This is a genomic window from Desulfovibrio sp. 3_1_syn3 (assembly GCF_000145315.2).
In the GTDB taxonomy this organism is placed as follows: Bacteria; Desulfobacterota; Desulfovibrionia; order Desulfovibrionales; family Desulfovibrionaceae; genus Desulfovibrio; species Desulfovibrio fairfieldensis.
The window spans coordinates 507,310-520,113 of record NZ_ADDR02000001.1; the positions used below are offsets into that span (position 1 = coordinate 507,310).

Annotated in this window: 13 protein-coding genes; 8 read left to right on the forward strand and 5 right to left on the reverse strand. The window is 63.3% G+C overall.

The genetic code is table 11. From position 1 onward, the window contains the following. Positions 1 to 16: 16 nt before the first annotated feature. The 8 genes from mreC (at position 17) to HMPREF0326_RS02155 (ending at position 8,339) form a co-directional block, all read left to right on the forward strand. Positions 17 to 913 carry a rod shape-determining protein MreC gene (gene mreC, locus HMPREF0326_RS02120; protein WP_009303113.1) on the forward strand — a complete coding sequence of 299 codons (897 nt, stop codon included), beginning with the start codon at positions 17 to 19 and terminating at the stop codon, positions 911 to 913. Continuing rightward, positions 910 to 1,380, forward strand: coding sequence for a hypothetical protein (locus HMPREF0326_RS02125; protein WP_008682474.1), 471 nt, complete (start codon positions 910 to 912; stop codon positions 1,378 to 1,380). The genes mreC and HMPREF0326_RS02125 overlap by 4 nt, the downstream gene beginning before the upstream one ends. Continuing rightward, the gene (gene mrdA / locus HMPREF0326_RS02130) at positions 1,367 to 3,292 is read left to right on the forward strand and encodes a penicillin-binding protein 2 (protein ID WP_008682476.1); all 1,926 of its coding nucleotides are present in this window, start codon (positions 1,367 to 1,369) and stop codon (positions 3,290 to 3,292) included. The genes HMPREF0326_RS02125 and mrdA overlap by 14 nt, the downstream gene beginning before the upstream one ends. 319 nt (positions 3,293 to 3,611) lie before the next feature. Beyond that, complete coding sequence (gene rodA / locus HMPREF0326_RS02135; protein WP_008682478.1) at positions 3,612 to 4,718, forward strand: rod shape-determining protein RodA; 1,107 nt, start codon at positions 3,612 to 3,614, stop codon at positions 4,716 to 4,718. A 283-nt stretch (positions 4,719 to 5,001) separates the two neighbouring features. After that, positions 5,002 to 5,370, forward strand: coding sequence for a bactofilin family protein (locus HMPREF0326_RS02140; RefSeq protein ID WP_008682480.1), 369 nt, complete (start codon positions 5,002 to 5,004; stop codon positions 5,368 to 5,370). Between the two features lie 237 nt (positions 5,371 to 5,607). Continuing rightward, positions 5,608 to 6,162, forward strand: a complete 555-nt coding sequence (locus HMPREF0326_RS02145; RefSeq protein WP_008682481.1) for a GAF domain-containing protein — start codon at positions 5,608 to 5,610, stop codon at positions 6,160 to 6,162. A 177-nt stretch (positions 6,163 to 6,339) separates the two neighbouring features. Beyond that, positions 6,340 to 7,356, forward strand: coding sequence for a type I glyceraldehyde-3-phosphate dehydrogenase (gene gap, locus HMPREF0326_RS02150; RefSeq protein WP_008682483.1), 1,017 nt, complete (start codon positions 6,340 to 6,342; stop codon positions 7,354 to 7,356). A gap of 299 nt (positions 7,357 to 7,655) precedes the next feature. Next, positions 7,656 to 8,339, forward strand: coding sequence for a hypothetical protein (locus HMPREF0326_RS02155; RefSeq protein ID WP_008682485.1), 684 nt, complete (start codon positions 7,656 to 7,658; stop codon positions 8,337 to 8,339). 200 nt (positions 8,340 to 8,539) lie between these two features. Here the strand turns inward: HMPREF0326_RS02155 and HMPREF0326_RS02160 are convergent, their stop codons facing one another. The 5 genes from HMPREF0326_RS02160 to queA all read right to left on the reverse strand — a co-directional run bounded on the left by HMPREF0326_RS02160 (position 8,540) and on the right by queA (position 12,745). Next, positions 8,540 to 9,079, reverse strand: coding sequence for a 2-oxoacid:acceptor oxidoreductase family protein (locus HMPREF0326_RS02160; protein ID WP_008682486.1), 540 nt, complete (start codon positions 9,077 to 9,079; stop codon positions 8,540 to 8,542). Further along, the gene (locus HMPREF0326_RS02165) at positions 9,072 to 9,920 is read right to left on the reverse strand and encodes a thiamine pyrophosphate-dependent enzyme (protein WP_008682487.1); all 849 of its coding nucleotides are present in this window, start codon (positions 9,918 to 9,920) and stop codon (positions 9,072 to 9,074) included. The genes HMPREF0326_RS02160 and HMPREF0326_RS02165 overlap by 8 nt, the downstream gene beginning before the upstream one ends. Continuing rightward, the gene (gene vorB, locus HMPREF0326_RS02170; RefSeq protein ID WP_008682488.1) at positions 9,920 to 11,017 is read right to left on the reverse strand and encodes a 3-methyl-2-oxobutanoate dehydrogenase subunit VorB; all 1,098 of its coding nucleotides are present in this window, start codon (positions 11,015 to 11,017) and stop codon (positions 9,920 to 9,922) included. Before vorB ends, HMPREF0326_RS02165 begins: the two co-directional genes overlap by 1 nt. Continuing rightward, the gene (locus HMPREF0326_RS02175; protein ID WP_008682489.1) at positions 11,014 to 11,250 is read right to left on the reverse strand and encodes an indolepyruvate ferredoxin oxidoreductase subunit alpha; all 237 of its coding nucleotides are present in this window, start codon (positions 11,248 to 11,250) and stop codon (positions 11,014 to 11,016) included. The genes vorB and HMPREF0326_RS02175 overlap by 4 nt, the downstream gene beginning before the upstream one ends. Before the next feature lie 364 nt (positions 11,251 to 11,614). Next, a complete protein-coding gene (queA, locus tag HMPREF0326_RS02180; protein WP_008682490.1) occupies positions 11,615 to 12,745 on the reverse strand; it encodes a tRNA preQ1(34) S-adenosylmethionine ribosyltransferase-isomerase QueA in 1,131 nt (376 codons plus the stop codon). Positions 12,746 to 12,804: the final 59 nt, after the last annotated feature.

Here is a 12,804-nt window from a genome sequence, read left to right on the forward strand (position 1 = left end):
AGGCGGATATAACTCTGTGTCATTGCGGCGTATTCTGATTTTCGCGGGCATCTTGCTCATCCTCTTTCTGGGTATGTATTCCTGGAACCAGCGTACCCGTACCCTGGACGACTTTGCCGCCAACATCGGCCTGGAACTGAGCGGCGCCGTGCTCAAGCCCATGCGCTACATCCAGGATGTGGGCACGGGCTTCTGGGAGCGCTATTTCGACCTGGTGAGCGTGCGCGAGGAAAATGAGCGCCTCCAGGCCAGGGTGGCGGACCTGGAATCCCGCCTGCTGGCCAACGGCGAGGATCTGGCCGAGCTCAAACGCCTGCGCGCCCTGGTCCAGCTGCCGGTGGACGCCAGCTGGCGGCCCCTGGGCGCGCGCGTGCTGGCCGGGCGCATGGGCCCCAACGCCGTACTGGACAGCATCACCATCAGCCGGGGCTATGCCACGGGCGGACGGCCCGGCACGCCGCTGGTCACCCACATGGGCCTGGTGGGCCGTGTGCTGCGGGCCAGCGCGCATACCGCCACCGCCCTGCTGCTCACGGACCCGGGCAGCCGCATCGCGGTTTTCTCGCAGAACAGCCGGGCGCTGGGCATCCTGGCGGGGCAGGGCACGGGCCGCAAGCTGGAAGTGAATTTCGTGCAGCGCGACGCCAACGTGAAACAGGGCGAGGTGCTGATCACCTCCGGCCTGGACGGCAAATATCCCAAGGGCATTCCCGTGGCCCGCGTGCTCAGCGTGGCCCCTTCGGACTACACCCAGTTCATGGCCATTTACGCCGAGCCCCTGGTGGATCTGCAACATCTTGAAGAAGTGCTGCTGCTGGAGCCCACGGGCATCGCCCAGCCCGAGCCCGAGCCCGAAGGTCCGCCGCCTGTCTTCGTGGGGCCGCCCGCGCCGCCCGCCGCCGTGACGCCATGAGCAAGCTCCGCAACATCTGCTGGTGGATTTTCTTCATGGCCATCGCCGTCTGCCTGCAGGCCCTGGTGCCGGGCCTGGACGTGCTGGCCGTGGGCCTTATCATTCTGTTGCAGGAGCGGGACTACAAGAACATGCTCTGGCTCCTGCCGCTCTTCGTGCTCTTGCAGGAGGGCATGGGCACCCGCGAGTTCGGCGGGGTCATCGTCTGGTACGCGGCGGTCATCGCGCTGTTCAAGCTGGGCCGCTGGTTGTTCGAAGTGGAAAACTTCATTTTCATCTTTCTGCTTTCCGCCTGCCTGGGCGCGGCCTATTACGGCGTGGCCTGGCTCATGGCCCCGCTGCAGAATCTCGCTTTCAACGTGCCGGACGAGCTGGACAAAAGCCTGATCCAGGCGCTCTTCCTGCCGTTCGCCTGGCGTCTGTTGATCGCGACGCGGCACTGGACCACGGATGATGAAGAAAAATAAGCGCCTCTTCGCGCCCGGCTCCCCAAGTGCGACGCCCAGCAAAAAAGAGGGCATCCGCTCCTGGCTCAAAATCCAGGTGGAGAGCGAGGGCTACCAGCCCCCGCGCGGCGGGGTCGTGCTTTTGCAGGTGCTTGTGGGCCTGTTGTTCTTCGTCTTTGTGGTCCGCTTCTGGTACCTCCAGGTCCACCGCGGCGAGGAATTCGCCCGCCAGGCCCAGGAAAACCGCCTGCGCCAGGAGCGCATCTTCGCCCCGCGCGGCCGCATTCTGGACGACGGCGACAAGCTGCTGGCCGACAACCGCACGGCCTACGGCCTGTCCCTGGTACGCGAAGACTGCCACGACATCCCGGCCACCCTGGCCCAGATCAGCGCCTGGTCCGGCATTCCGCTGCCCCAGATCTGGGAGAAATACCAGCAGGACCGCTTCAAGGTGAAGTCTTTTGAACCCCTTCTGCTGATCACGGACATCGACTTTGACCTGGTGGCCCGCATCGAGTCCGAGATCTACGCCTGGCCGGGTCTGGAAATCGTGGTCCGCACCAAGCGCAGCTATCCGGAAAAAGAGCTTTTCGCCCATGTGCTGGGCTATGTGGCCGAAGCCAACGAGCAGGAAATGGCCAAAGATCCGGCGCTGGCCATGGGCGATCTGGTGGGCAAGCAGGGCCTGGAGCTGGAGCTGGAAAAACAGCTGCGCGGCCGCAAGGGCCTCTATGACGTGGAGGTGGACGCCCACGCCCGTGTGCTGGGCAAAGCCCTGCGCGAAGAGCCGCGCGGCGGGCATGAGGTGCATCTTTCCCTGGACCGGGGCCTCCAGCAGGCGGCCTGGGACGCCCTGGGCGGCGAGGCGGGCTGCGTGGTGGTCATGGAGCCGGACACGGGCAAGCTGCGCGCCCTGGTCACCTCCCCGGCCTACGACAACAATCTTTTCGCGGCGGGCATTTCCCAGCGGGACTGGGACGCCCTGCGCACCAGCAACCGCTTTCCCCTCCAGAACCGGGTGATCCAGAGCGTCTACCCGCCGGGCTCGGTCTGGAAGCTGGTCATGGCCGCCCTGTTCCTGGAACGCGGCGTCAATCCGCGCGAAACTGTGTTCTGCCCCGGCCAGGTCAAGCTGGGCAACCAGATTTTCCGCTGCTGGAAAAAAGGCGGGCACGGGGCCATGAACATGGAAAGCGCGCTGGTCAACTCCTGCGACGTCTATTTCTACCTCATGGCCGAGCGCCTGGGCATTGACAAGCTGGAGGAATTTGCCAAGGCTTGCGGCTTCGGGCGCCCCACGGGCATTGACCTGCCGCACGAAAAATCCGGCTTGGTGCCCTCGCGCGAATGGAAAAAGCGCCGCTTCGGCAGGCCATGGGTGCGCGGCGAGACCTACAACGTCTCCATCGGCCAGGGCTACACCCTGGTCACGCCCGTGCAGGTGGCGGTCTATGTGGCGGCCATGCTCAACGGCGGGGATCTGCTCAAGCCGCAACTGCTCAACGACGCCCCGCGCGTGGTGCAGAGCCGTATTCCGGCCAAGCCTGAAACGTTCAAGTTTGTGGTGGACGCCATGCGCAAGACCGCGGGCGTGGGCACGGCGCGGGTGGTGGGCCGCAAGGACGCGGACATGGGCGGCAAAACCGGCACGGCCCAGGTGGTCAAGTTGAAAATGACCGCCGGAGACCGCCGCGTGCGCTCCTCGGAAATGGAGTACGCCCAGCGCGACCATGCCTGGATCGCCACCTGGGGCTCCAAGAACGGCAAAACCTACGTGGTGGTGGTCATGGTGGAGCACGGCGGCGGCGGTTCCAGCGTGGCCGGACCGGTGGCCAAAAAGATTTACGATTATATCTTCGGCCCGGATTCGGGCGCGCCCGCGTCCCCGGCTCCGGCGGCAGCGCCGCGCCCTGTCCGGGGGCGGGAGGATTAGGACCTGTTAACGCTATGCCTTTTTGCCCTCCTGCTGCGTCAGATTTCACCTGCTTTTTCGGTCGGGTACCAGAAAAGTACACTCCCTCAAAGCAGGTTTATCTTCCTTGCGGGCGAACAAAAATTCTATAGCGTTAACAGGCCCTGGGGCAATTCACCTTTGAAACAGGCACATCGCCCTAATGGCCGCGAAGAGCGGACATCCGCGCCAAGTGCAGGGAAATGCCGCGTCATGGTCTTTTCGCCCTCCGCCCGCGCAGGGCGCGTTCCGTGTGAAGGTCGCACAGGTTTGAAATATATTTCCTCCGCCCGGAGCTCGCATGGATAAACGCCTGTTCAGCTACATCAACTGGGGCCTGCTGGCCTGCATGTTCCTGCTCTATTTTCTGGGCGTGGGCAATCTGTACTCCGCCAGCGGCACGCGGCTGGAAGACGGTCTGGCCTTTTCCGGTTTTTACCAGCGCCAGTTGATCTGGGGCGTGTGCGGCCTGGCCTGCATGCTTCTGGCCATGAGCTTTGACTATCGCCAATTGCGCAACCTGGCCTGGCCCTTTTTTCTAATCAGTCTGGCGCTGCTGATCCTGGTGCCCGTGGCGGGCAAAACCGTCTACGGGGCCAAGCGTTGGCTCTCCCTGGGCTTCATGAGCATCCAGCCCTCGGAACTGGCCAAGCTGGCCGTGCTGGTGCTGGCCGCGCGTCTGCTGGCCCGCGACGGGCGCCCGCTGGGCTGGAAGGATTTCAGCGCCGTGCTGGCTGTGGGCCTGATTCCAGCCGCCCTGATCGTCACCCAGCCGGATCTGGGCACCACTCTGATGATCCTGCTGATTCTGGGCGGCATGATCCTCTTCCACGGGCTCAAGGGCTATGTGCTCAAAACCTGCCTGCTGGCCGTGCCCTGCGCGGCGGCCTTCATGTGGTTCGTGGGCATGCACGACTATCAGCGGCAACGCATCCTGACGTTTCTGGACCCCGGCAACGACCCGCGCGGCACGGGCTACCACATTCTGCAGTCGCGCATCGCCATCGGTTCGGGCCAGCTCTGGGGCAAGGGCTTCAAGGAAGGCACCCAGAGCCAGCTCCGCTTTCTGCCGGAACGCCATTCGGACTTCGCCGTGGCCGTGTTCGGCGAGGAATGGGGCTTTGTGGGCTGCGTGGCCCTGGTCACCCTGTTCTGCCTCTTCCTACTCTCGATCTTCTCCACGGCGGTACAGGCCAAGGACCGCTTCGGCAGCATGCTGGTGGTGGGAGTCTTCTTCTATTTCTTCTGGCAAATTTTCATCAATATGGGCATGGTCATCGGGCTGATGCCGGTGGTGGGCATTCCCCTGCCCTTCATCAGTTACGGCGGCAGCGCCACTCTGGTCAATTTCACGCTGCTGGGCATTGTGCTCAACGTGTCCATGCGGCGCTTCATGTTCAAGGGATAAGTGTTAACCGCTCCAGAGGGTGTCACATGAGATGAATTTTCGTGTTATATCAATGAGAAAGAGCCTTTTAGCGCTGCTGTCTTTATCCGTAATGCTCGTTCCTCGCATAACGGCTAAAGCATGAAGGAAGTGTACTCTTGCCTCAGCCGTTGCAGCGAAGCTGCTTACGGATGAGGACAGCAGAGCTATGGTACTCGACCGGAATAAAAGGCGAATTTCGACGCGGAGATAACCGAAAAGACACTCATAACGACACCCTCTAATGGCGAAATGGGGGGTACCCGTGGGTAAGGACGAAATCGCATATCTCGGTTCCGACACCGTGTATGAAGGCAAACTCACCTTCAAGGGCACGGTGCGCATTGAAGGCAAATACACCGGCGAAATCGTCAGCGACGGCACGCTGAACGTGGGCAAGGACGCCCAAGTGGACGGCACGCTGAACGTGGGCGAACTGCTGCTTTCGGGCCGCTTTTCCGGCGAGGTCACGGCCAAGCGCCGGGTGGTGGTCTATGCCTCGGGCGTGCTCGAGGGCACGTTGCAGACGCCCAACCTGCTCACCGAGGAAGGCGGCGTCATTGAAGGCCAGGTGGTCATGAAAAATCCCGGCAAGGCTCCGGCCAAGGGCCTGCTGGGCGGCAAGGACGCCTGAACCCCGGACGCGAGCCGCCCTGCCCCGGCGGGAGCGGCCGAACGGAGCGCGTTGCCTGAGCGGAAAAAATAGATCATACTTGAGAAAGTAAAGGCAAAGGTTTTGACCTTTGCCGTCATCAGAGCAGGCTAACTTTGAGAATTACCATTTTCAACGTTACTTTGCTCCGGGCATTCTCGCCGCGCCCCCGCCCCTGGCGGACGGGTGCGGTCCACAGCGTTCCTCAAGGAGGCACTCATGGCACAAGATTATTTTCGCGCACTCAGGGACGTGGCGCTGGTGATCAACTCCAGCCTCGAGCCCAAAGAAGTCCTGCATAAAATCACGGAGCAAACCGCCGCCACCATGGGCTGCAAGGCCAGCACCATCCGCCTGCTGGACAGCACCGGGCGCTTTCTGCTGCCCAGCGCGGCTTCCGGCCTTTCGGGCACCTACATGCGCAAGGGACCGGTGGAGGTCAAACGCAGCGGCCTGGACGGTGAAGTGCTGGCCGGCAAAACCATCCACCTCAAGGACGCCACGGCCGACGGCCGCTTCCAGTACCCCGAATCGGCCAAGGCAGAGGGGCTGGTTTCCGTGCTTTCCGCGCCGCTCATGGCTGACGGCAAGGCCATCGGCCTGATCCGCGTCTATTCCGACGTGGAGCGCGACTTCACCCCCGACGAGCAGACCTTTATGGAAGCCGTGGCCGCCATTTCGGCCCTGGCCATTGAAAACGCGCGCCTGCACGAGGCCCTGCGCAATAATTACGAGCTGATGGCCAAGCATGCCTACTCGGTCTACGAAGACTAAACAGGCCCGGCCCTTTGCCCGCTGGCGGCGTCAGGCTTCGCTTCGCGCGCCGGTCACGTATGTTTTGATACGCTCCCGGCACTCGAAGCTCGCCTTCCTTGCCAGCAAACAAAAATCCGGGCCTGTTGCATAATCGGGCAACGAGCTGTTTTTCCTTTTTATGTTGAGGACATACACATGAAAAAAGTCAAAGTGGGCATCAACGGCTTCGGCCGCATCGGCCGCCAGGTTTTCCGCGCCCTGCACAAGAGCTACAAGGACCGCGTGGAAGTGGTGGCCATCAACGATCTCTTCGACGCGGAAACCAACTTCCATCTGGCGGAATACGACTCGGTCTACGGCCGGGGTTATCTGGACGCCAAGGTCGACGGCCGGGAAGTGACCGTGGGCGACTGGAACATCCACTGCTTTTCCGAGCGCGACCCCAAGCAGCTGGCCTGGGGCGCGCATGACGTGGACGTTGTGATTGAAAGCACGGGCATTTTCCGCACCGCGCCGCAGGCCGGCGTGCACCTGGACAACGGGGCCAAAAAGGTCATCATCACCGCCCCGGCCAAGGAAGAGGACATCACCATCGTCATGGGCGTGAATCAGGACCAGTACGACCCGGCCAAGCACAATATCGTGTCCAACGCCTCGTGCACCACCAACTGCCTGGCCCCGGTGGCCCTGGTGCTGCAACGCGAGTTCGGCATCCAGATCGGCAATATGGTCACCATCCACTCCTATACCAACGACCAGCGCATTCTGGACATGGCCCACAAAGACCCGCGCCGAGCCCGCGCCGCGGCCTGCAACATCATCCCCACCTCCACGGGCGCGGCCCAGGCCGTGGCCAAGGTCATTCCCGAACTCAAAGGCAAGTTCAGCGGCTATTCGTTGCGCGTGCCCACGCCCACGGTGTCGGTGGTGGACTTTTCCGGCATTCTGGAAAAGCAGACGGATACCGAAACCCTGCTGGGCAAGCTCAAGGAAGCCGCGGACAGCTATCTCAAGGGCGTGCTGGAATACAACGACAAGCCTCTGGTTTCCATGGACTTCAAGGGCAATCCGGCCTCGTCCATCCTGGAAGCCTCCTACACCACCGTGCAGGACGGCCGCATGGTCAAGGCCGTGGCCTGGTACGACAATGAATGGGGCTATTCCAATCGGGTCTGCGACCTGGTCTGCCTGATGCAGGACAAGGGCCTCTAGAGCAGATTAACTTTGAAATTTGTAAAATTTCAAAGTCGGCATTCCGGCGAAAAACGTGGTTATCGTTGCTGTCGATCCCCGTATGGTCCCGTTGGCGCCAACGGGGACAGCCCTACGGGCCGCCCGTCGGGCCGGTCTTCGCGGCGCGACGCACTATGTGCGGTGTCAGAGCGGGTTACCTTTAGAAGGTAAACCGCTCTAGCCCCTCCGGCGCCGGCATCGTTCTCATCCCGTGGCGGAAAGCGTCTCCGCCACGGGATGAGAAAACATCTCTCCCCCCGAAAAACAGAGGCACACGCATGGATTTCTCCCACACCGGAATCACGCGGCCCCTTTCCCGGTCCTTCATTCTCACGGCCGCATTTCTTCTTTTCCTGATCTCGCCCTTCCCAGCCTCGGGCGCGAACCGGGATACGTCCGACAAAAATACATTAAGCGACGGCTACCCCTCCGCCAACAAGGCCGAGGTGGAGGCAAAACTGCGCGCCAAGGGCAAGCGCCCCTGGATTGAGCGGGAAAAAGGCATGGGCGTCGTGACTCTGAAAAGCGGCGGCACGCTGCGCGAGGATTTTTTGCCGCTGGACGCCTATGAGGCTTACAGCGATGTGGATCTGCGCGACACAATGCCCAAATTCGCCCCGGGCTACGACAACCAGAAAGGCAAAGCCGACGCCGTTTCCCGCGCTCTGGAAAACTGGCTCAAAAAACGCCTGCCTTTCGGTTTCAAGGCTCTGGCCGGCGACGGCAAGGTGGACGTGGTCAAGCTGGAGAAGTACGGCGGCGTCAAAGCCTATGCCTTCATCATTCCCATGGGCCGCGAGCTGGCCGCCATTGCGCCCGACCACAAGCATTTCTACTATAAAGTACCCGACGTGCTGCGCGCGCTGGAGGGCTTTCTGGCCACCCAGCCCGAACTGGCCAAGGTCATCTGGCTTGAACGCGGCGACAACTTCTTCATGTTCGTGCTGCAACGCAAGAAATAGCGGCTGCCGTGCCGCCGCGCGGCGCGTTACGGCGCGGGCGCCGTTGCCCACGAGCAGGCCCAGGCATACCCCGCATATTTTGCGCATCGTTTCTCTCCAAAAATGTTTTGCCGCTGCCCCCGTCAGGGAGCAGCGGCATTTTCGGTTGTACACAAAAGTCGAGCTGGCCGCCGGAACCTATCCGGCCGGACAATCCAACATCAGGCGAAGTTGTAACCCGCTTCCAGGGCCTGGGCATTGACCGGGATCAGTTTGGCGTAGTGCGCGCTGACCACCCGCCTGAGGGCTTCCTGCACCGCCCTGAGCGGCAGCGCGCCCGTGGCCTTGAGCCATGCCCCCAGCGCCACCATATTGGCCAGCTTCACGTTGCCCAGTTCATGGGCCATGTCGTTGGCCGGAATGTAGACGCTGCGCAGGCCGGCATCCAGCAGCCCCTGGCTGACCAGCGAGGCGTTGACGATCTGCACGCCCCCGGCCCGCAGGCGCGGTTGGAATTTGTCCAGCGAGGGCTCGTTGAGCACAATGGTGGACAAGGGCTCGCGCACCAGGGGCGAGCCGATGGGGTGACTGTCCAGCACTACGGTGCAGTTGGCCGTGCCGCCGCGCATTTCCGCGCCGTAGACCGGAATGAAGCTCACTTCCAGGCCCTGTTCCATACCGGCCTGCGCCAGCAGATTGCCGATCAGCATCACGCCCTGGCCGCCGAAACCGGCCATAATCACGTCCTGATACTCAGCCACGGGGGGCCTCCTTTGCCTGCGCGTCCTCCGCAACTGGCGCAACAGGACCGGCCCCGGCCGTGGCGTCCTTGAACACGCCCAGGGGGAAGACCGGAATCATGGCCTCGGCAATGCGCTTGTTGGCCGCCACCGGGTCCAGATGCCAGTTGGTGGGGCAGCCCGAAAGCAGCTCCACAAAACCGAAACCCAGACCGTCCAGTTGGACCTCGAAAGCCTTGCGCATGGCCTTTTTGGCCACCCGCACATGTTTGACCGAATCCAGGGCGCAACGCTCTGCATAGGCCACGCCTTCGAGCTGGGCCATGATCTCGGCCAGGCGCACCGGGCCGCCCTCGTTGCTCAGGGAGCGGCCCTGCCGGGTCGTGGTGGTTTTCTGGCCTACCAGGGTGGTGGGGGCCATCTGGCCGCCGGTCATGCCGTAGACCGTATTGTTGATGAAGATGGTGGTGATCTTTTCGCCCCGGTTGGCCGCGTGCAGGGACTCGGCCAAGCCGATGGCGGCCATGTCGCCGTCGCCCTGATAGGTGAAGACCACGGCGTCGGGCCGGGCGCGCCGCACGCCCGTGGCCACGGCACAGGCCCGGCCGTGCGGCGCTTCCAGGCCGTCCACGTTGAAATAGTCGTAGGTGAAGGTGGCGCAGCCCACCGAGGCCACCAGTATGGTTCTGTCCGCCACGCCCAGCTCATGCAGCACCTCGCTGACCAGGCGGTGGGCAATGCCGTGATGGCAGCCGGGGCAGTAATGGGTGGGGCACTCATTGAGCACGGGGGTGACGTCAAACACCAGACGTTCGCCCGGCTGCGGGCGCAGCGCATCGGCCGTTTCCGAAATCCGCGTCATTATTTCTTCTCCTTGAGCGCCCGGAGGATGGGGTCGGTCAGCGCGTCCGCGCCGATGAACAGGCCGGGCATGACCCCGTGCCAGGCCACCGGGGCCGCGCTGTTGAGCGCCAGGCGCACATCCTCGACCATCTGGCCGGTATTCTGCTCGATAACCAGGAAACGCCGCCCCGGCGCCAAGGCGCGCAGGGCTTCGTCCGGGAAGGGATACAAGGTCACGGGCCGGAACAGACCCAATCGATGCCCCTGACCGCGCAACTGGCGGATGGCGCTGCGCGCGATGCGGGCCATGGAACCGAAAGCCACCACCACCAGCTCGGCGTCGTCCACGTCCATCTGTTCAAAGGCCGCTTCCGCGCGCATGGCCTCGTACTTTTCCATCAGCAGACGATTGCGCGCGGCCAGGGCTCCCTCGGCCAGATAGACGGATTTGAGCAGGCGCGGCGCGGCGGCGGGGCCGCGTTTGCCGTAGCCTTCCAGCCGCCAGGCGCGGGCCGTGTCCTGAATCGCCTCCGGCCGCATGGCCTCTTTGGGCGGCTCGCGGCGCACGGGCTCCTTGATCTGCCCCACAATGGCGTCGCCCAGCACCATGACCGGGTTGGCGTATTTGAAGGCCAGGGCAAAGGCCCGGAACATGAAATCATAACACTCCTGCGCCGTGGCCGGGGCCAGGACCAGGTTGCGGTGGTCGCCGTGGCCGCCGCCCTTGACCGCCTGAAAATAGTCGCCCTGGGACGGGCCGATATCCCCCAGGCCGGGGCCGCCGCGCTGCATGTTGACGATGACGCCGGGCACATGGCTGCCCGCCATGTAGGAAATGGCCTCCTGCATCAGGGAGATGCCGCAGCCCGAGGACGAAGTCATGGCCGGAATGCCGCAGGCCGCCGCGCCCAACAGCATGTTGGAGGCGGCCACTTCGCTTTCGGCCTGCACAAACTGGCCGCCGTTCTCCGGCAGCAGCACCGAAAGCGCTTCGGGAATTTCATTCTGGGGCGTGATGGGATAGCCGAAATAACAACGGCAGCCCGCGTCCACCGCGCCGAAGGCCACGGCCTCATTGCCTTTGATCAGCACGCGCTCCGTCTGTGATGCGCTCATATGGCGCCTCCTTCGGCCGCGTTTTCGGCTTTGACGCTTCTGAATACCCGGATGGCCGTGTCCGGGCACATGACAGCGCAGGACGCGCAGCCCGTGCACTGGCCGCTCATTTCCATGATTTCATAACCCTGGCGGTTGAAACGGCCTGACGGACGCAGGATATGCACAGGGCAGACCTCCACGCAGAGCCGGCAGCCCTTGCAGCGATCTTCCAAAAAAACTACTCGTGACATATGTTTTTTGCACTCCTTCTAGTGTCGCGCCAAGCGACACATGTCGCAAACCCGCAAGGGGTTGCGCGCCGCCGCAGGCGGCGTAAACACAGCAAAAATCGCGTTTTTTGCTGTGTGATCTTCACGCTGAACCGACAGGTGAGGCGTGACATTTCACTAGTGCCCAATTGCAAAAATTTCGAGCATAGGCATGCTCTCAATTTTCGCAGGATCGTCCGCGAAAAAACGTGATTTTCGCGGTCTCACGGCGGCTGCGCCGCCGCAGAACCCTACGGGCTTCGGGCACCTGATTTTTCAAATCAGACACCAGCGACAGCACGGGGAAGTCCCGCGCCGGAAAAGGACCGGGGAACCGGGCCCGCCCTTATTTAATGAGCATGGCGTCCCCATAAGAAAAAAAGCGGTAGCCCCTGGTCACGGCTTCGGCATAGGCCGCCAGCATGCGCTCGCGCCCGGCAAAGGCCGAAACCAGCATGAGCAGGGAGGATTCCGGCAGATGAAAATTGGTCAGCACCGCGTCCACCACGCGGAAGCTCCTGCCGGGATAGAGAAAAATGTCCGTCCAACCCGTGTAGGGCTGCACCCGGCCGCAGAGTTCGGCCACGCCCTCCAGGGTACGCACGCTGGTGGTGCCCACGGCCACCACGGGACGGCCCTGGGCCTTGGCCCTGGCTATGGCCGCGGCCGTGGCCTCCGGCACTTCCACGTATTCGCGGTGCATGCGGTGGCTGCGGATGTCCTCGCAACGCACCGGGCTGAAGGTGCCGTAGCCCACATAGAGCGTCACCTCGGCCCACTCAAAGCCCCGGTCCGCCAGCTTTTCACGCATGGCCGGGGTGAAGTGCAGCCCGGCCGTGGGCGCGGCCACGGAGCCGGTTTTGTCGCTTCTGGCGTAGACGGTCTGGTAACGGCTGAGGTCTTCCTCGCCGTCGGCGCGCTTGATATAGGGGGGCAACGGGATATGCCCGGTGGCCGCGAAGGCCTTGGCCAGGTCGCCCTGCCAGGCCAGGCGTACCCGGCGCTGCCCGAAGGGGCCGGATTCCAGCACGGTCACGCTGATGCCCGCGCCGAAAGCGAAGGTTTCGCCCTCGCGCACGCTGCCCCCGCAACGCACCAGGCCCTCGGCCTCGGCGCTGAAGGCCTCCGCGCCGCCGGCCCCGCCAAGGCGCTTGTCGGGCCGGGCACGCTCCATGACCAGGGGCAGAGGCGTGAGCAGCAGAAATTCCACCTTGCCGCCCGTGCCGCGCGAACCCAGCAGGCGGGCCTGCAAGACGCGCGAATTGTTGGCGATGATCAGCGCATTCTCCGGCAGGCAGTCGGGCAGATCGCCGAACATGCCGTGGCGCAGCTCAGGGCGGGGATCGGAAGCGCCCTTGCGCGGCAGGACCAGCAAACGGGACGCGCCCCGCTCTTCCGGGGGAAACTGGGCGATCTGCTCCGGCGGCAGATCAAAACGGTAACTGCTCAGAGAAAAATCCGCTTCGTCGGGAATCATGGCTGTGGCGGGCCTCATTGCTGCGCCCGCCCCGGCGCCGGACTTGTCAGGGCGCGGCG

What these genes read in the sequence shown, in the direction of transcription:
- mrdA (WP_008682476.1), top strand. Translation starts at nt 1,367, where the DNA reads ATGAAGAAAAATAAGCGCCTCTTCGCGCCCGGCTCCCCAAGTGCGACG.
- HMPREF0326_RS02165 (WP_008682487.1), bottom strand. Translation starts at nt 9,920, where the DNA reads ATGACGCGGATTTCGGAAACGGCCGATGCGCTGCGCCCGCAGCCGGGC.
- gap (WP_008682483.1), top strand. Translation starts at nt 6,340, where the DNA reads ATGAAAAAAGTCAAAGTGGGCATCAACGGCTTCGGCCGCATCGGCCGC.
- HMPREF0326_RS02175 (WP_008682489.1), bottom strand. Translation starts at nt 11,250, where the DNA reads ATGTCACGAGTAGTTTTTTTGGAAGATCGCTGCAAGGGCTGCCGGCTC.
- vorB (WP_008682488.1), bottom strand. Translation starts at nt 11,017, where the DNA reads ATGAGCGCATCACAGACGGAGCGCGTGCTGATCAAAGGCAATGAGGCC.
- rodA (WP_008682478.1), top strand. Translation starts at nt 3,612, where the DNA reads ATGGATAAACGCCTGTTCAGCTACATCAACTGGGGCCTGCTGGCCTGC.
- HMPREF0326_RS02125 (WP_008682474.1), top strand. Translation starts at nt 910, where the DNA reads ATGAGCAAGCTCCGCAACATCTGCTGGTGGATTTTCTTCATGGCCATC.
- HMPREF0326_RS02145 (WP_008682481.1), top strand. Translation starts at nt 5,608, where the DNA reads ATGGCACAAGATTATTTTCGCGCACTCAGGGACGTGGCGCTGGTGATC.
- HMPREF0326_RS02155 (WP_008682485.1), top strand. Translation starts at nt 7,656, where the DNA reads ATGGATTTCTCCCACACCGGAATCACGCGGCCCCTTTCCCGGTCCTTC.
- queA (WP_008682490.1), bottom strand. Translation starts at nt 12,745, where the DNA reads ATGATTCCCGACGAAGCGGATTTTTCTCTGAGCAGTTACCGTTTTGAT.